This is a genomic window from Acinetobacter sp. Ac_3412 (genome assembly GCF_013072675.1).
Classification (GTDB): Bacteria; Pseudomonadota; Gammaproteobacteria; order Pseudomonadales; family Moraxellaceae; genus Acinetobacter; species Acinetobacter higginsii.
The window spans coordinates 272,333-290,255 of sequence record NZ_LXUJ01000007.1; the positions used below are offsets into that span (position 1 = coordinate 272,333).

Annotated in this window: 15 protein-coding genes; 6 read left to right on the forward strand and 9 right to left on the reverse strand. The window is 40.8% G+C overall.

Annotation, left to right across the window (positions count from 1 at the left end; genetic code table 11):
- Window positions 1-34 precede the first annotated feature (34 nt).
- Window positions 35-1,030, reverse strand: a complete 996-nt coding sequence (locus A7P54_RS04690) for a glycosyl transferase family protein (RefSeq protein ID WP_171548815.1) — start codon at window positions 1,028-1,030, stop codon at window positions 35-37.
- 247 nt (window positions 1,031-1,277) lie between these two features.
- Here A7P54_RS04690 and A7P54_RS04695 point away from each other — a divergent pair, with 247 nt between their 5' ends.
- Window positions 1,278-2,423 (forward strand): acyl-CoA dehydrogenase family protein, encoded by a 1,146-nt coding sequence (locus A7P54_RS04695; RefSeq protein ID WP_171548816.1) that lies wholly within the window; start codon window positions 1,278-1,280, stop codon window positions 2,421-2,423.
- A gap of 53 nt (window positions 2,424-2,476) precedes the next feature.
- On the opposite strand, the gene A7P54_RS04700 is transcribed toward A7P54_RS04695, so the two are convergent.
- On the reverse strand, window positions 2,477-3,097 hold the full coding sequence (locus A7P54_RS04700) for a hypothetical protein (protein ID WP_171548817.1): 621 nt from the start codon (window positions 3,095-3,097) through the stop codon (window positions 2,477-2,479).
- Between the two features lie 105 nt (window positions 3,098-3,202).
- Entirely contained in the window at window positions 3,203-4,150 is a 948-nt protein-coding gene (locus tag A7P54_RS04705) for an alpha/beta hydrolase-fold protein (protein ID WP_171548818.1), read from the reverse strand.
- A 191-nt stretch (window positions 4,151-4,341) separates the two neighbouring features.
- Here A7P54_RS04705 and pheA point away from each other — a divergent pair, with 191 nt between their 5' ends.
- The 4 genes from pheA to A7P54_RS04725 all read left to right on the forward strand — a co-directional run bounded on the left by pheA (window position 4,342) and on the right by A7P54_RS04725 (window position 10,015).
- Window positions 4,342-5,451, forward strand: coding sequence for a prephenate dehydratase (gene pheA, locus A7P54_RS04710; protein WP_004653917.1), 1,110 nt, complete (start codon window positions 4,342-4,344; stop codon window positions 5,449-5,451).
- A 75-nt stretch (window positions 5,452-5,526) separates the two neighbouring features.
- The gene (locus tag A7P54_RS04715) at window positions 5,527-7,776 is read left to right on the forward strand and encodes a bifunctional prephenate dehydrogenase/3-phosphoshikimate 1-carboxyvinyltransferase (RefSeq protein WP_171548819.1); all 2,250 of its coding nucleotides are present in this window, start codon (window positions 5,527-5,529) and stop codon (window positions 7,774-7,776) included.
- A gap of 291 nt (window positions 7,777-8,067) precedes the next feature.
- A complete protein-coding gene (locus tag A7P54_RS04720) occupies window positions 8,068-8,451 on the forward strand; it encodes a hypothetical protein (RefSeq protein ID WP_004653914.1) in 384 nt (127 codons plus the stop codon).
- Between the two features lie 103 nt (window positions 8,452-8,554).
- On the forward strand, window positions 8,555-10,015 hold the full coding sequence (locus tag A7P54_RS04725) for an aminoacyl-histidine dipeptidase (protein WP_171548820.1): 1,461 nt from the start codon (window positions 8,555-8,557) through the stop codon (window positions 10,013-10,015).
- 18 nt (window positions 10,016-10,033) lie between these two features.
- On the opposite strand, the gene rtcA is transcribed toward A7P54_RS04725, so the two are convergent.
- The 5 genes from rtcA to A7P54_RS04750 form a co-directional block, all read right to left on the reverse strand.
- Window positions 10,034-11,095, reverse strand: a complete 1,062-nt coding sequence (gene rtcA / locus A7P54_RS04730; protein ID WP_171548821.1) for an RNA 3'-terminal phosphate cyclase — start codon at window positions 11,093-11,095, stop codon at window positions 10,034-10,036.
- Window positions 11,096-11,353: 258 nt separating this feature from the next.
- Window positions 11,354-11,812, reverse strand: coding sequence for a DIP1984 family protein (locus tag A7P54_RS04735; RefSeq protein ID WP_004639341.1), 459 nt, complete (start codon window positions 11,810-11,812; stop codon window positions 11,354-11,356).
- Between the two features lie 28 nt (window positions 11,813-11,840).
- Window positions 11,841-12,572 (reverse strand): hypothetical protein, encoded by a 732-nt coding sequence (locus A7P54_RS04740; protein ID WP_252728591.1) that lies wholly within the window; start codon window positions 12,570-12,572, stop codon window positions 11,841-11,843.
- A 29-nt stretch (window positions 12,573-12,601) separates the two neighbouring features.
- On the reverse strand, window positions 12,602-13,870 hold the full coding sequence (locus A7P54_RS04745; protein WP_171548823.1) for an RtcB family protein: 1,269 nt from the start codon (window positions 13,868-13,870) through the stop codon (window positions 12,602-12,604).
- A gap of 297 nt (window positions 13,871-14,167) precedes the next feature.
- Entirely contained in the window at window positions 14,168-15,130 is a 963-nt protein-coding gene (locus tag A7P54_RS04750) for a ribonuclease Z (RefSeq protein ID WP_171549202.1), read from the reverse strand.
- Window positions 15,131-15,197: 67 nt separating this feature from the next.
- Between A7P54_RS04750 and rtcR the strand changes: the two genes are divergently transcribed.
- Window positions 15,198-16,799 (forward strand): RNA repair transcriptional activator RtcR, encoded by a 1,602-nt coding sequence (gene rtcR, locus A7P54_RS04755; RefSeq protein WP_171548824.1) that lies wholly within the window; start codon window positions 15,198-15,200, stop codon window positions 16,797-16,799.
- Here the strand turns inward: rtcR and A7P54_RS04760 are convergent, their stop codons facing one another.
- Entirely contained in the window at window positions 16,800-17,870 is a 1,071-nt protein-coding gene (locus A7P54_RS04760; RefSeq protein ID WP_171548825.1) for a DUF2157 domain-containing protein, read from the reverse strand.
- Window positions 17,871-17,923: the final 53 nt, after the last annotated feature.

Below are 17,923 nucleotides of genomic sequence, written 5' to 3' on the forward strand. Positions count from 1 at the left end.
AGGCTATCCAATATAACCTTGGTCATTCGTATAATTAGAAACGACTCTTCCACAATTCTTTCGCTTTTTCCATTGCATCATCATAGTTATTGACTACACCCATGGTATACAACGCGATTCCCATCGTTTCGACGATTGCCAATTCGCCATATTCATGCGTATGTTCGCCCAACCAAACCGCTTTAAACACAGCTAAATCAAGCTCTTCTTCAATTGGGCTACGATCAGGTGTTAACTTTGGCAATTCATGTTCGTACAACTCACCATTTTGAATCCCACAAATTAACGTTTTGGCATCAGGATTACGTTCAAACTCACCCCCTTCACCTTTAATCACAGCACTGTTTTGATAACCCAAGCGGAACGCTGTCTGTTGATGTGAAGTTCGATAAGCAGGGTGGAAGATCGCTTGTAAGGTCGCTTTGGCATTAAATGGATTAATCAGGCGTGCCAAAGTATGGATTGGGGAGCGTAACCCCATCACATTTCTCAGTGAGATCAATTCACTTAAAATTGGTGAAATGGCTTCAAGTGGTAGATAAGCAAAATTGTGCTGTTCAAGTTGTTCACGGACATCTTGTTGATTTTGACAAATCGAATAGCCTAAGTATTGTAAAACTTGCTCGGTATAGACACGGTTAATGGTGTGACCTGATGCACCATGCATCACAATCTTGTAACCATGATGTGCTAAAGTCAGTGCTGCCAATAAGAACCATGGATAGTGCTTACGCTTGCCTGCATAAGAAGACCAGTCAAGATCGACATCAAGTGGCTGAAAGTTGAGTTGATCACGCGTAGCTTGGACAAATCCTGCTAGTTCATCGACAGATTCTTCTTTAACACGGAGTAGCATTAAGAATGCACCCAACTGCACATCCAAGACTTCATCTTTTAAAATCATGCTAAAGGCTTGATAGGCTTCTTCATAACTGAGCGAACGGGAGCCTGTTTTGCCCTTACCTAAAATACGAACATACTGAGCAAATGGATGTTCTGCGGTTTTATAGATATTACGTTTTGTGTTCATGGTCGTATTGAAGGTTGTCACAAAGAATAAAATGAATATGACATAAAACTGAGCTGTGTAGCATAAAAAAACCAACAAGCTGTTTAATCAATAAGCAACTGTTGTCTAAAGATAGACGATGCAAACAAAATTATTGACCGAATCAGTCTAGTGATTTGATGTAAACGGGACATGACATCCCATCTAAAAGTTATTAGCATGGCTGCGAACAAATTTTTAAAAACAATGAAAGCGAAAGGAAATAATGATGTTAGCTTACGATTCAGATTTGGAACTCTTCCGCGATAACTTTAAACGCTTTATGAGCGAGCAGATTGCACCGCATTATGAGCAATGGGAACGTGAAGGCATCATGCCGCGTTCAGTATGGAACGCATTAGGCGAAAATGGATTCTTGTGTGTCGATGTCCCAGAAGAATACGGTGGTTATGGTGTGCCAACCCATTATTCATTGATGTTGGTTGAAGAGTCTGCACGTGCGGGCTACTGTGCATTATCAACCGCGATTTCATGTCACTCTGAAATTGCAGCACCCTATATCCAGCACATTGCTACAGAAGAACAAAAACAGTATTGGTTACCAAAAATGGTGTCGGGTGAAGTAGTCGGTGCCATTGGTATGACTGAACCGGGTGCAGGTTCTGACTTACAGGCAATGCGTACCAGTGCCATCCTGCAAGATGATCACTATGTATTAAATGGTTCAAAAACCTTTATTTCAAATGGTCAGCATGCAGATCTTGTAGTTCTTGCGGTGAAGACTGATCCACAAGCGCGTGCGAAAGGCGTGTCACTCATGTTAGTGGATACACATTTAGAGGGCTTTAAAAAGGGCACCAACCTCGACAAAATTGGTTTGCATTCACAAGACACCTCGGAATTATTCTTTGATAATGTCAAAGTACCGAAAGATCAACTATTGGGCCAAGCAGGACAAGGCTTTGCTTACTTGATGCAAGAGCTTCCACGTGAACGTACCGCGATTGCTGCGACTGCATTGGGTGCAATTCGTGGTGCGATTGATATTACCACGCAATATGTAAAAGAACGCCAAGCCTTTGGTCAGGCAATTTCACAATTCCAAAATACACGTTTTGTATTGGCGCAAGCGAAGATTGACGAGTTGGCGACAGCAGCTTTTTATAATCAAAACGTGGCTTTATATAATGAAGGCAAATTAGATGTAGAGACTGCTGCGGCATTGAAGAGCTTCAGTAGCGATATGCAAATGAAAGTGGCTGATAACTTGCTGCAATTATTCGGTGGTTATGGTTACATGACTGAATATCCAATTTCACGTTTCTTTGTGGATGCACGTATTCAGCGTATTTACGGTGGTACCAACGAAATCATGAAAGAAATCGTGGCGCGTGGCATTATCGGTAAAGCTTAATTTGCATTTATCTAGTCAAACAGCCTGCTTTCGAGCAGGCTGTTTTGTTTTCACTATTTGCTCGATTGAAGAACAGGATAGTTTTGCTGTTTAGGCAATTGCTGTAAGGCTTGATTGATCTTACGTAGAAACTCATCGGCTTCATCTTGCCGAAAGATATCTTCCGTATATTCACTGCGTTGTTGAAAGCGGCCACAGCCTTGTATTTGCATGTTAGATGGATTAAATGACCAATCATTTGGGTTTTTTAGGTAAATGCTTAAATCACTTTCACAACTTTTCCATAAATTTACGAATGCATTCGATTGTTCTGATTTGAATCCTGTTGCAGGGTAAACCGTAAAGCCCTTCATTGCGGGATTGGCATATTGAGTAAACCGCTCAACGGGCATACCTCCCCAAAAAATTGCAGTATTTTCAGGCAAGGCGATACCGGTTAAGTTTTGTTCTTTTAAGGCATGAGTTTGCTGAAATTCTTGTTTAAAGTGCTGTGATTGATAAGTGAGTTTGCTTTGAGGCGGTACAGCTATTCCCCGAACTTGACCGCCCACTGGGGTGATAAAGTAAGGCGAGCGATCGGTGCCATTGCAACCTGCAATCATGGGGCAACCACCACATGCGCTTAAACCGAGACTAATTAAACTCAATAAACCTAAGCTGAAAATCTTATTCATTGTATTTTACTGTTGTTATGACATCTTCTTGCAGTATAACCAATCTATTCTATTGAAATGTTCAAATTTAAGCGGAGCGAATCGTCCGCTTAAATTCAGCTGTGTTTATTCAGCACTTTGTTGTGTCGATTCATCAAATAGATTTGAGCAACTTTGAGGTTGGCAACCTGCCAACATAATCGCTTTCGGTAAGCTGGCATACATATTAGTCAAATGCTGTTCAGCAGGATGTCGATAATTCCAGAACAAGAAATGCTTTGAACGTTGCTGATTAAAGTTTTGATAGAAGTTATTCTGCTTCTGCAAAGATTCAGCGTCTGGTGTTGGACTTCGACCATGTTCGTGTGTACCCACTGTGGTCATCAGCATGATATCTTGAGTTTTATTTTGATTCTTTAACCAATCTGCCTGCCGATTGAGCAACGCATAATTATCAAACCAGAGTGAAGGGCTGGCCGCAATATAACGTTGAAACATTTGCGGTTGGCTAAAGAAAGTGTGTAAAACAAATAGTCCACCAAAGGAATGTCCAAATAAACTCTGTTGCTGTGGATTAACTTTAATTTTGGTCTGAATCGCAGGCTTTAGTTCTTTTTCTATAAATTGAATGAATTGGTCTGCGCCACCATAAGTGTATTTGGCTTGTTTTTGAAATTCAGTCGATGCTTTTGGGGTGTAGTCTAAAGCACGCTTTTCTACATCAAAACTGTTTTGCTGTGGGTAGCCGATTGCAACAATGGCAACTGGTCTCAAACCTAAACGATTTGCACCACCACCCACTGATTTAGCGATATTGGCAGCGCTATCAAATGCGGCATTGCCATCCAATACATACAGAACTGGAAAACCTTCACTTGGGACTTCACCAGCAGGAACAGAGATCTGAATCAAATAATCATGTTTTGTATATTTGGATGCCAATACAAAGCTTTGTTGAATATTGGTTTGTGATTTAAGAGGTGCTTTATTTGAACTAGAGGTCGTCGGTTGAGCAAAAGCCAATGGTGTTGCCATGAGCAGAGAAAAAGTCAAAATACCAAGTGGTTTAAACATAATTTATTCGCAAGCATTGAAATTTTGCTAGCAATATATAATGAAAATCATTATCAATAAAGTTTGGTAATAAAAAGAGTTAAAACTCAGCGTGTTTAATAGCTTAAAGTGTTGTTATACTAGCTCGGATAATCAATTCACAGATGAATTGTAATCCATTCTTATAGATGATTTTGCTGAGGCTGCATTCAATGGTAAACGATGGACAAAACACATCGAATTCACTTAATTTAGAACAAATTCGTAACGATATTGATAGTGTTGATCAACAAATCCAAGAGTTACTCAACCGCCGTGCGACGCTTGCAGAAGCTGTAGCAAAAGCGAAATTTGCATCTGAAGAGAATCCTCTGTTTTATCGCCCAGAACGTGAAGCACAAGTGCTACGTAAAGTCATGGAACGTAATCAGGGGCCTTTGTCTGATGCAACTATGGCACGTTTGTTCCGTGAAATCATGTCTGCATGTTTGGCACTTGAAGCACCACAAAGCATTGCATTCCTCGGACCAGAAGGGACTTATACCCATTCGGCTGTGCTAAAGCATTTTGGTAAAGATGCTGTTGTACGTCCATTGCCAACCATTGACGAAGTGTTCCGTGAAGTTGAAGCGAGTAGTGCACATTATGGTGTGGTTCCAGTGGAAAACTCATCTGAAGGTATCGTCAACCATACACTGGATTGCTTTAAATCATCGACAGTCAATGTGATTGGTGAGGTTGAACTTCGTATTCATCACCAATTCCTTGTGTCTGAAAACACCCGTAAAGATAGTATTAAGCAGATTTATGCACATCAGCAAACTTTGGCACAATGCCGTAAGTGGTTAGATGCACATTATCCTGGAGTAGAGCGTGTCGCGCTAAACTCAAATGCAGAAGCGGCACGCCGTATTCGTAACGAATGGCATTCAGCTGCGATAGCATCTGATATTGCGGCAAGCATGTACAACCTTGAGATTTTACATAGCAATATTGAAGATAACCCAGAAAATACCACGCGTTTCCTTGTGATTGGTCGTGAGAAGATTCCACAAAGTGGTAATGATAAAACCTCTTTATTGATCTCTGCGCATGATCGTGCGGGTGCTTTATTGGAAATTCTTGCGCCATTTGCCAAGCATCAAATTAGCTTAACCAGTATTGAAACACGTCCTGCATTGCCTGAAAAATGGGCTTATGTGTTCTTTATTGATTTAGAAGGACATATTGGTCAGGAAAATGTTGCAGCGGCATTGGAAGAAATCCGTCCAATGGTGAAAGAGTTACGCGTACTCGGTTCGTATCCAATCGCTGTTTTATAATCCTGTTTTATCGAATGGATAGATGACTTCGGTATCTATCCATATCAATGTCGTCTTATTAGGCAAATATGTTTTATGTCTCAACCATTATTTAAGAAAGTTGCATTTATTGGGCTTGGACTGATTGGGTCGAGTCTTGCCCGTGTGATTGTGGCAGAACAACTTGCATCTCAAATTGTGGCTTCAACACGCTCAAAAAAAACATTAGAAGATGCTAGGGCACTCGGTCTTATTCAACACGGTTATGCAACACCAGAAGATGCAGTTCAGGATGCAGATTTAATTGTTTTAGCGTTACCTGTGCGCGCGACACAAAAAGTGCTGGAACAGATCAAGCCTTATCTTGCAGACAATGTCATTATTACTGATGTCGGTAGTACCAAAGGTAATGTGGTTGAAGCCGCTAAAGCTGTATTTGGTGAAGATTTACCTGTCGGTTTTGTACCAGGCCATCCGATTGCAGGTGCAGAGCATACAGGGGTGCATGCTGGTAAAGTTGATTTATTTGTCAATCATAAAGTGATTTTGACACCACTTCCGACCAGTGCTGATTGGGCGGTTGAAAAATTGATTCAGCTTTGGTCTGCAGCAAAAGCAGAAGTGATTTGCATGGATGTTACTAAACACGATGAAGTGTTGGCACATACCAGTCATTTACCGCATTTGATGGCATTCAATCTGGTCGAGCAACTGGCAAATCGTGAAGATAATTTAGATATTTTCCGCTATGCTGCAGGAGGTTTTCGTGACTTCTCGCGTATTGCTGCCAGTGATCCACAGATGTGGCATGATATTTTCTTTGCCAATAAAACCGCAATTTTAAATGCTGTTGATGGCTTTGAACAGCAATTGTCCGTTTTAAAGAAATTGATTGAACAGGAAGATTCACACGCGTTGATGGGGCTGCTCGGGCATGCTCAAGCAGCACGTCAGCACTTCAACCATATGTTGGCCAAAAAACCTTTGATGGAGAAAAACAAGGTGACACAGCAATTTACCATTTTACCGGGAAAGAAAACATTTACAGGTAAATTCACCGTACCGGGTGACAAATCTGTGTCACATCGCTCAATCATGTTTGGGGCGATTGCAGAAGGCACAACACATGTAACAGGTTTCTTGGAAGGTGAAGATGCACTCGCAACTTTACAGGCTTTCCGTGATATGGGTGTGAGCATCGAAGGACCGAAGAACGGTGAAGTCACTATTCATGGTGTGGGCATGCAAGGTTTAAAAGCGCCAGCAAGCGCTTTGTATATGGGTAACTCTGGCACCAGTATGCGTTTGCTGTCAGGCATGTTGTCTGCGCAAAAATTTGATTCAGTGATGACGGGTGATGCGTCATTGTCTAAACGTCCAATGGAACGTATTGCGAAACCACTTCGTGAAATGGGTGCTCAAATCCAAACCACAGGCGAGAAAGGCACACCTCCAGTCAGCATTACAGGTAGCCAAGCCCTTAAAGGGATTCAATACGATTTACCAATGGCGTCTGCCCAGGTGAAATCAGGCATTTTATTGGCGGGTTTGTGGGCTGCGGGTGTAACTTCAGTGACTGAACCAGAACCAACCCGTGATCATACTGAACGTATGTTGCGTGCTTTTGGTTATGATGTGAAAACCGAAGGCAATAAAATCTCGCTTGTGGGTGGTGGTAAATTAGTCGGTACCGATATTCAAGTGCCTTCTGATATTTCATCTGCTGCGTTCTTTATGGTCGGTGCTGCAATTACTGAGGGTGCAGATGTGGTCCTCGAAGCAGTTGGGATCAATCCAACGCGTACAGGTGTGATCGAAATTCTTAAGCAAATGGGTGCTGATCTAACTGTAGAAAATGAACGTATTGCAGGTGGTGAGCCAATTGCAGATATTCATATCAAAGGTTCTAGAACACTGAAAGGCATTCATATGCCAGAAGACCAAGTGCCATTAGCCATTGATGAATTCCCAGCATTATTCATTGCTGCTGCATGTGCCGAAGGTCAAACGGTTCTGACAGGAGCGGCTGAGCTGCGTGTTAAAGAATCTGACCGTATCCAAGTGATGGCAGATGGTTTAAAAACCATGGGCATTGACTGTACCCCAACCGACGATGGCATCATCATTGAAGGTAAGGGTAAGTCTGGTGACTGGGCAGCCATTTTCACTGGCGGTGAAATTGAATCACATCATGACCATCGTATTGCCATGAGTTTCAGTATGGCTGGTTTACGTACTTCAGGTAACATCACCATTCATGGTACAGAAACTGTGGCAACTAGTTTCCCAACCTTTACCGAACTTGCAAATACAGCAGGTTTGGATTTACAGGTTGTGAATCCATAAGTTGATTTGAAAAGGCAGTGTTTAGCTTGATTAATTAAGTTAAATACTGCTTTTTTTATAAGCATATTCATAAAAACAATTGGCTAAACATAAGGCGAAAACGCTTAAATAATAAAAATGCTGAGTTTGTAGATGTACATATCTAATCGGGTCTAAATTTATCAATTTAGCAATAGAACTAAGACAATCAGCTAATCTATTAAAGACAATTGTATATATAATAATTCTTACCGTTCGCGTCGGATTTACTCTGCGATCCAGAGTTAAAAACATAAAAATAGAGGGAATAGCATGAAAACGTTGCAATTTATAGCAGATTGCCCAAAACATGGGGTGGTTGATCATCCACCGAATGAATGCTATATCACGCAAGAGTACGTGGCTGCATTGCTGTATAAACAATTAGAACAATATGGTTTTGATGCACAACATATTCGTCATGAGCATGAAAAGATTGAAGTGCGCATCGACAATCATCAATTACCGCTTTCAATTCTATGTTCGCAGCAAGATACCGAAGGACATATTCTCTGTGAAATCTCAGCCAATCCACAGCAAGAACAAGCTTGGTTTGAGCGTATTGAGACACAAAGTATTATCCGCCAATTGGCTCAGGCTGTCGAAAATAGCTTAAAAGCGGAACATAGTTTTTCCCAATTTGTCTGGAAAAGCTAAGTCAATTTTGCGCATTAAATCTTAATTGAAGTGATTTAACATCATGACCGTTTGGGTGTATGGTGTATATTTATTTAAACGCTTTATTTGAGAGTATAGGTGCATGATACAGGTCGATTTTTCTAAATTATCACCCCAAGCAGTTTGGCAACATTTTGAGACCTTATGTACGATTCCTCGACCATCCAAGCATGAACAACAACTCAGACAACATTTAAAAGATTGGGCTGAACAGCGCAATTTGGAAACCTATGTCGATGACATTGGTAATTTAATTATTAGAAAAGCTGCTACAGCAGGTAAGGAGCAAGTTGCAGGAGTGATTTTGCAGGGACACTTAGACATGGTGACTCAGGCAAATCGTGGTACGCAACATGACTTTTTTAAAGATCCCATTCAACCTGTATTAAAAGATGGCTGGTTAATTGCTGAAAATACCACACTAGGTGCAGACAATGGTATTGGAGTTGCGCTGGCACTGGCGGTATTAGAATCCAGTGATATCGCACATGGGCCGATTGAAGTTCTGCTAACCATTGATGAAGAAGCAGGAATGAGTGGCGCTCGTTTGCTTGAATCAGGCGTGTTAACTGGACAGTGGTTATTTAATATTGATACCGAAGAATGGGGCGAGCTGTATCTTGGCTGCGCAGGCAGTATTGATCTGGAAGTACAGCAATCACCTGAATATGAACCAGCACCTGCAAATTTGATTTATGTTGATTTGTTAGTATCAGGTTTAAAAGGCGGCCATTCAGGGGTTGATATTCATTTGGGTCGTGGTAATGCTAATGTCATTCTAGCCAATTTCCTCAATGATTATTTGGCACAATCAAATGGTCGACTGTTTGAATTTGTCGGTGGAACGGCACGTAATGCCATCCCGCGTGAGGCTGCCGCAACCATTGCCATTGAAACTGAAAAATTGGCTGGTCTAGAAAAAGCAGTTTCGGCAACACAAGCTGAGTGGCAACAAAAACTACAAGGCATTGATGATCAACTGCAAATCACCGTACAGCAAAATTCCAATCAGATCAGTGAAGTTATTACATTACGGCAGCAACAAGCTTGGTTACTGGCATTGGCGACATGTCCATATGGTATTGCACAGTGGAGTCGTGCTTTAGCTGATGTGGTTGAGACTTCAAATAATATCGGTGTGGTCAAATTGACTAAAGAGGAAGGCAAAACCTTAATTATGGTTCGTTCAATGGTGAACCAAGAGGCGGTAAGCTTTGCTCAGAACATTCAACAGCACTTTGCCAATTTCCAGATTCAATCTGAATTAACACCGTTGGTATCAGGTTGGACACCGAATCCAGATTCGGCTGCATTGAAATGCTTACAACAAGCTTATCAATCTGCATTTAAGATCGAGCCAAACTTGAAAGTGATTCATGCGGGCTTGGAATGCGGCATTATTGCGGAGCATTATCCTGATTTACAGATGGTATCGTTTGGCCCTGATATTCAGGGCGCACATGCACCGGGTGAAAGAGTCAAAGTAGACACCGTAGAGAAATGCTGGAAGTTGTTGGTGACAGCGTTAGAGTCTGTTAAATAAATTTTCAAAAAAAGAAGCTCATGAATGGGCTTCTTTTACTTTAACAGTGACCTGAAATAGCATTTTATCCAACTCGATAAATTCAATCTCACAATCAATAAATTTTTCAATCATAGCTGCCTGTGTACGGGTATGTTCGCTAATACATTGTGCCGTAAATTCACCGCCTTGACCTAATGCCAAAGGCAATAACAACTGATCCGCTAAATATTCATCCACCGTAGCTCGAGAAACAATATATTGCTTCACTTGTTCAGCCAAATGATTGGCAATCTGTTCTGCACTTTTCCGCATTTCACCTAAAGCCGTGAATAGCTGAACGTGATTTTTATGCTCAACTTTGACATACATCGTATTGCCCTGACTGATCCCACTTAAATGGAACTGCTGCTGTGTATCCAGTTTTAGTCTTTTATTTAAAGTTGCCAATTCCCGCTGTGCAATTTGTGCTTCTTCGGAAAGGTTTAATACTGCTGCAAAAGCCTCAGTGCTTTGCAAAGTACCACGATCTAATAAATTTAGCTTGTTTCGATGTTGCCAAGGCTGAATCTTGATTTGAATTTCACCAGCACCAATCGGGAAGAAGCCTGCTTTGTTTAACTTAAACTCGACCTCTATTCCAAGTTTTTCTAATGTTGGTAAAAAGCAATGCTCGATAAAATCTGCCGTTGGTGCAAGTGGATTATGAGTACCCCCAGAAATCGTGAGATCACTGGCTTCATTTTGCAATAACAAAGCAGGTAACAGGGTTTGTAAAACCAGTGTCGTGCTTCCTGCCGAACCAATCTGGAATTGGTATTTTCCACTTTGTACATGCTGTGGTGCGAAGTACAAACGCTGGCTATGGAGCTCAGCACCTTCCACATAGGCTTGGCTGATGTGTTGAGATGCCTGTACACAGACCAAATGCTGACGCATTAAACCTGGTTTTTTCCGCCCAGCACGAATGTTTATTAATTCGAATGCCTGACCGGTAATCATTGAAAGGGCAAGGGCCGTTCTTAAAATTTGCCCACCACCTTCACCTTGTGAACCATCAATCTGGATGGTTGCTGGCATATTTGCCAAAGCTTTATTCACGTCTATTTTCCTTATTTTCTAATTTAATGAACATACTGTCAGTACATGGTAATGCGAAGTAACGCGTGACTTTGCTTTTGGCAAAGGTTTGCTAGGTACATGGTGCTGAGCCTAATCAGTGAAGATTGATGCACGGCTCACATGCTGCCATAGCCGCCTGAATTATTTTCAATCCCTCAGATCGGAGTAACGCAGGATCTTGTACTCGCCCAGTATGTTCAAACTGTAATTGTGAATTAAATTCACAAAATCTATTGTCTATTCGACTAAATCAATCTGCCAATTGGCAGCCTGAATTTTAATATTTAAATCACGTAGTTTCGCGCTGATATCATCGGCTTGTTTTTGCAAACTAGAAACAGGGATAACTTTTTGCCATTTAATCTCACGTGAGCTATAACGATCCGGTTCACGATGGGTGTTGGCAATCGCATCAACGAGAATCTTATGTTGTTCAGCATAACTATCGCGTAAGCTTAATAGGGACAGCAGAATTTTGCCATCCTCCAACTTGGCTTGCGCATTGGTCAAATGAATACGACAAATCAGTTGATTGCTTTCTTGGGTTAAAGCAAATACCTGTTTGATCAGTTCATTTGGATCTTCGCTTGGTTCATCGCCATCTTGTACCAATACATTGGCATTGATCCGTTGTTTTAATGAAGCGAGCTTTTTTTGTTGATCGCTTCGAAGTAAAAGTGCTTCTGCGAGTTTCATTTGAATTTACCTTTATTTTCATTTCTCTTTAATAAAGATGATAAGAGGCGGAATTGATTGTTTCTATTTGCTGTGGAGTTAAACTATTCTGTTCAAGTGCATATAGAAATTGATCTAATATGATATTTTGATGCCCTGAATTTTTAATCCAAACATACATGATTTGTTTTAGCTTATGATCTGCAAAACTATTGTTGTAGATACCATTGTAGAACCAATAATTGAGCATATTTGCTAAATTGATTAATGCTGAATGGTGAGTTAATAAAAGAACCCACTCATCAAGTAATGGTTGAATATCTAAGCCTGCTAGATGAAACATAGTAATGTATTCATCTAAGCTATAATTTTCATCGAAATATATTGCTTTATATTGGAAGAAAGCCAAAGCAAATTTCTGCATAAATTGGATTTCTTTCGTTTTCCAAGCGTTCTCTAAATTAAAATAACATTTGTTTAAAATAATTTCTGTGCTATGACGAAGGTTTTCGCCTTGAATCAGTAATTCCAATATTTTAGGTAGCAAATGTTTAATTTGTTGTGCTAATGCAAATTTATCTATACTTTCAGCAGCATCAAGATATTCATAAATCAATCGGCAATTAAGCTGTGCCACTGGTAGACGTTTTAATAATTCACCATCAGCTGTTTGTAAGCAGCAAGTACCATGACAAACCTCAAATTGATCCCCCATTAAATATGAGGAAAATAGTTGATAAGCCTCTGTAATTAAATTTTTTAAATCAGTTAGAGTAGTCATTTTATTTTCCTCAACCTCATGGATCATATTTAACCCTTAACACATACCACTTGTCTTAATGTATAAACCACTTCAACCAAATCGCTTTGAGCTTTCATGACATCTTCAATCGGTTTATAGGCCGATGGAATTTCATCAATTACAGCAGCATCTTTACGGCATTCGACACCTTCAGTCTGCGCAATCTGATCTTCTACAGTAAAGCGTCGTTTTGCTTCAGCACGGCTCATTACGCGGCCTGCGCCATGCGAACATGAACAGAACGATTCTTGATTTCCAAGCCCACGAACAATAAAGGACTTGGCACCCATTGAACCTGGGATAATTCCATATTCCCCCAAACGTGCACGTACAGCACCTTTACGGGTGACCATCACTTCTTCGCCGTAATGTTCTTCCTTTTCCACGTAATTATGGTGGCAGTTCACGGCTTCTAATCGTGCTTGGAACGGTTTTGGAATAATCGATGCTAACGCTTTAATCGCAGACTGCATCATGATTTCACGATTTTTCATGGCAAAGCGTTGTGCCCAACCTACCGCAAACCAGTAATCATCAAAATGTTCTGTTCCTTCAACTAAATAAGCTAAATCTTTGTTGGGTAAGTTAATAAAGTGTTTTTGCATATCTTTTCGCGCCAGTTCGATAAAATGATTACCGATGGCATTACCGACACCGCGAGAACCTGAGTGCAACATAATCCAAACATGATCATGTTCATCCAAACAGACTTCGACAAAGTGATTTCCTGTACCTAGTGTTCCTAGCTGTTTTCGGTTGTTGGTGTTTTTTAGACGAGGGTGCTTTGCACAGATGAAATCAAAATCAGCAACTAAATCTGCCCAAGCTTGATCTACCATTTCAGGTGGTGTTTCCCAAGAACCTTTATCTCGTCCACGTTTGGTCATTCCATGTGGAATTAAACGTTCAAGTTCAGTACGTAAAGCATATAGATTATCAGGTAAATCTGATGCGGTTAAGCTGGTACGAGTTGCCATCATTCCACATCCGATATCCACACCTACGGCAGCAGGGATAATCGCACCTTTGGTTGGAATCACACTTCCGATCGTTGCGCCTAAACCAAAGTGAACATCTGGCATCACTGCCATCCATTTATAAATAAAGGGCATTTGTGCTGTTTGTAATAATTGCTGTTTTGAGTTGTCATCAACAAGTACGCCATTGGTCCACATTTTTACAGGCATACTTTTTTCATTTTGTAGAACCTGATAAGCACGTTGTTGCTGTTTTTTTTCAAATTGAGCTTGTTGGTTGATTTGTTCAACGACAGACATTTTCATTTTCCTTTCAAAGCCTGCCTGCCAAGCGTTTGCAGGCAGGTGATATTCACAAGATCCCAATGATATTGTGTGCTTATACTATTGCAGTAGCTGTGCCAACTTTTTAAAAATCAACTATAAATTATTTTAAAATATTGATAACTAATAAAAATAAATTTTTAAATATTTTTCTTAAGCATGTATGTAGGTGGGTTTTTTGATATTTGTATATCTAAAAAGATATTTAAATATCTTTTTAGATAAATTATCTATCCTTGGATTTTATTGATAGATCATATATTAGGTGATCTATTAGGATTTATCGATTTTTGAAAGCCGACCTATCTCGTCTAAGCTAAATTGATCAAAATCATGAGCCAAGTAGAAGTTGCCTTGATAGAACTGTCGGACTTCTTCAGCGATGGCTTGCTGTCCAACGCTGTCTTGATGCCGCGGGCTAAAGTGCGTCAAGATCAGGTTGCTTAGACTTTGTTGTTGAGCAAATTCTGCAACCATCTTTGCTGAACTATGCATAGGGCCTAAACCTACTTTATCTAAAATGGCTTGAGTGTAGGTACTTTCATGAATCAAGAGCTGGGCATCTTGGCAAGCTTGTGCCAATAACTCAGGACGATCATTATCTCCACCAACAATCGCATGAACACGTTGCGTTTGGATTTGAGTAAAATCAACCGCTTTTAAGGTTTGCTCATTAAACTGGACGTCTAAGCCTTGCTGTAAATCGCCCCAAACTTTACCTTTTGGTACGCCGAGTTGAATTAAAGCCTGGGTATCTAATTTCTTTTGGGTGTATTGCGCAATAATACTAAACGCAAAACTGGGTGCGCGATGACTGAGTGGATGGGCTTGAATCGAAAGTTCATCTGTTATTTGTTGTATTTGAGTGGCTTCATTCACATCAATAAAATTAAGCGAGTAGGGCAAATGCAGATCGGTTAGCTGTGCTGTGGCTTCAATCCATTGTTGAATTTCTTTTGGAGCAATAATGGTTAAAGGTGCAGTACGCGCATTCATACCGGCACTGGCCAATAAGCCGACCAATCCATAACAATGATCACCATGTACATGGGTAATACAGATGGTAACTAAGCTTTGTAATGAGAGTTTGGCCTGTTGAATGCGATGCTGTGTACCTTCACCTGCATCAACCAATATCCAGTCTTTATTTTTGCTGTTGCGGATTGCTAGGGCAGAAACGTTGCGTGTGAGCGTGGGTACACCTGAAGATGTGCCTAAAAAAGTAAAATGAAGCATATTGTTGGAATTTTTCATTGAATTGCGTATTGTATATGATAGACATATATAAAATATTATAGAAATTATGCTGAATGCAAAGAAAACCGTCGTAATTGGCTTCGTGGGCTCTACTTTAGATCAGGGAAAGCGTCCTGATCGTTGGCAGCGTTGGCGTCCAACCCTCAGTCTTTTGATGCATGAAGATCTGATAGTAGATGAATTGGTACTATTACATGATCGACAACATCATAATCTAGTCAAATTTATTGCTGAAGATGCTCAGGATGTGTCGCCATTGACTACAGTGTCGGGTCAGCGAGTGACTATCCGTGATCCTTGGGATTTTGCTGAGGTTTATGGTGCGCTATATGACTTTGTGAAAAGTTATCCCTTTGATACTGAAAAAAATAACTATCTTTTGCATATCACTACAGGCACACACGTTGCTCAAATCTGCTGGTATTTACTGGTCAATACCAATTATTTACCTGCCAAACTGATTCAAAGTGCGCCAAATCAACAGAAAACGCCAGAAGGTGAATATCGCATTATTGATCTGGATTTATCTCGCTACGATGTTCTCAAGCAGCGTTTTGAAGATGAGCAGCAACAAAACTGGCAACAACTTAAAGCCAATATTTCAACTTATAACCATGAATTTAATCAGCTGATCGCCGAAGTTGAACTAGTTGCTACTCGTTCTAGCGCACCGATTTTGATTATGGGGGCGACAGGTGTAGGTAAATCGCATTTAGCCAAACAAATTTTTCAATTAAAGAAAGACAAGTTTCATCTAAGTGGGCGTTTTATTGATGTGAACTGCGCGACACTCCGTGGTGATAGTGCCATGTCGAGTTTGTTTGGGCATATCAAAGGGGCTTTTACAGGGGCGGCGGCTTCGCGAACCGGTTTATTAAAAAGTGCTGATCAGGGGATTCTGTTTTTGGATGAAATTGGTGAGCTTGGGCTGGATGAGCAAGCGATGTTACTTAAGGCACTTGAAGATAAATCCTTTTTTCCTGTCGGAAGTGACAAAGAGGTTCAGGCCGATTTTCAACTGATTGCAGGGACAAATAAAGATTTAAGAACCGAAGTGCAAGCAGGGCGTTTCCGTGAGGATTTGTGGGCACGATTGAATACATGGACTTTCTTTTTACCCAATCTTAAAGATCGAATCGAAGATATTGCCCCCAATATCGAGTTCGAGTTGCAACGCTTTGCGGCAAATCACCAGCGACAATTACGTTTTCAACGTGATGCACTTGATGTGTATTTGAAATTTGCCAAGTCGAAGGAAGCATCATGGCAGGGAAATTTTCGTGATTTGACTGCTAGTGTGACACGGCTGGCGACATTATCCAGTAGTGAGTTGATCCGTTCAGAAACGGTGGAAAAAGAGATTCAGCGTTTAAAGCAACTGTGGTCGATTCAAACCTCAGAAAACCAATCTAAAGATATCGATATTCTCCTCAAATATTTAGATCAAACCCAGTTGAGCGAGATCGATGAGTTTGATCAGATTCAACTGCGTGGCGTCCTGCAAGTCTGTGAACATGCCAAGTCGATGGCGGATGCTGGACGTCAGCTATTTGCTGCTTCACGCCAGCAACGTAACACCACCAATGACAGCGACCGAGTCAAAAAGTATTTGGCTCGGTTTGGCTTGAGTTGGAGTGACTTTCAGTAATCATTCAGCTGAATGATCTTTCTTTATTTGAGATTGGCTGGGTAGAAACTCTAAGTTCCAGAGTTTTTCAGCATGTCGGCCAATCCACCAGAAAGATGCCGCGAGCAAGATAAAGAAAATGGCTTTGTGCATGCCATTCCAAAAGAACTCAAAATACTTGGTGTAGAGGTTAATAAATAAGAAGGTGATACCAAAACCGCGTGAGGTGGCATCATCGTGTTTTAAACCATAGACAATTGCGATGATGGCAATAAACGCGAATAGCACGCCCCAATGCAACAGCTCATATTGCTTGACGCTATACCAACTCCCTAAGTCACCATAATTGCCAAAGATTGAGAGAATCCATAGGGCAATAAATAGATACAGCAGGCCCATGACATAGGTTGAATGGGCAAATTCCTTAAAATGCACATAGCGTTTAAACAGCAGACTTAAGCCAATCAATACACCGCCAAACAAGACAAAGCGTAGGGGGAAGTTCATCCCCAGATAATAGGCACCCCAACCTGACATATAGCCTGTTTCCGTCCCAAACCATGAACCGAGCGAAAGTAGGGAGAACACCCAAATCAGTTTAGAGGGGAACCAGAAGGCAAGTGCGGTATAAATAATTGTAGACAGCAGGAATAACAAAGAAAAATGCCCACTGCCTGTATCAATCGCTTGGCCAAAATAGGCGACGGATGCTGCGGTAGACAATACGCCTGCAAAAATAATCGCTTCATTGCTAAATTGATGTAAGGGTTTGGTCTTGCGTCGACGATAGGCAAAGCCATAAAAAGCTGCAGCAACTGCAGCAAAAATTAAACAAGGGATGATTTTAGAGTCAATAAAGAGTTTTTCGATCAGTTCCATCAAGAACTTATCTGCAGTAATAGCAGCAACCGCAATCACGGCACAAATCATGGAAATCCAGAATGAATATTTTGCCAGTCGCTCCCAATCAAAAGGTCGAATCGAAAAACTTTGATTTAGCTCATTGGCCACATCAGGCGTAATCGTACCTTGCTGTTGCCATTGCTCAATGGTTTGCTTTAAAAAAAGTCCCTGTTTTTTATTTAATTTCATTATTGAAGAACCTGATGTCTGTACATCTATATTGATATAACAGACATTGGATT

What these genes read in the sequence shown, in the direction of transcription:
- A7P54_RS04690 (WP_171548815.1), bottom strand. Translation starts at nt 1,030, where the DNA reads ATGAACACAAAACGTAATATCTATAAAACCGCAGAACATCCATTTGCT.
- A7P54_RS04695 (WP_171548816.1), top strand. Translation starts at nt 1,278, where the DNA reads ATGTTAGCTTACGATTCAGATTTGGAACTCTTCCGCGATAACTTTAAA.
- A7P54_RS04700 (WP_171548817.1), bottom strand. Translation starts at nt 3,097, where the DNA reads ATGAATAAGATTTTCAGCTTAGGTTTATTGAGTTTAATTAGTCTCGGT.
- A7P54_RS04705 (WP_171548818.1), bottom strand. Translation starts at nt 4,150, where the DNA reads ATGTTTAAACCACTTGGTATTTTGACTTTTTCTCTGCTCATGGCAACA.
- pheA (WP_004653917.1), top strand. Translation starts at nt 4,342, where the DNA reads ATGGTAAACGATGGACAAAACACATCGAATTCACTTAATTTAGAACAA.
- A7P54_RS04715 (WP_171548819.1), top strand. Translation starts at nt 5,527, where the DNA reads ATGTCTCAACCATTATTTAAGAAAGTTGCATTTATTGGGCTTGGACTG.
- A7P54_RS04720 (WP_004653914.1), top strand. Translation starts at nt 8,068, where the DNA reads ATGAAAACGTTGCAATTTATAGCAGATTGCCCAAAACATGGGGTGGTT.
- A7P54_RS04725 (WP_171548820.1), top strand. Translation starts at nt 8,555, where the DNA reads ATGATACAGGTCGATTTTTCTAAATTATCACCCCAAGCAGTTTGGCAA.
- A7P54_RS04735 (WP_004639341.1), bottom strand. Translation starts at nt 11,812, where the DNA reads ATGAAACTCGCAGAAGCACTTTTACTTCGAAGCGATCAACAAAAAAAG.
- A7P54_RS04740 (WP_252728591.1), bottom strand. Translation starts at nt 12,572, where the DNA reads ATGACTACTCTAACTGATTTAAAAAATTTAATTACAGAGGCTTATCAA.
- A7P54_RS04745 (WP_171548823.1), bottom strand. Translation starts at nt 13,870, where the DNA reads ATGTCTGTCGTTGAACAAATCAACCAACAAGCTCAATTTGAAAAAAAA.
- A7P54_RS04750 (WP_171549202.1), bottom strand. Translation starts at nt 15,130, where the DNA reads ATGCTTCATTTTACTTTTTTAGGCACATCTTCAGGTGTACCCACGCTC.
- rtcR (WP_171548824.1), top strand. Translation starts at nt 15,198, where the DNA reads ATGCTGAATGCAAAGAAAACCGTCGTAATTGGCTTCGTGGGCTCTACT.
- A7P54_RS04760 (WP_171548825.1), bottom strand. Translation starts at nt 17,870, where the DNA reads ATGAAATTAAATAAAAAACAGGGACTTTTTTTAAAGCAAACCATTGAG.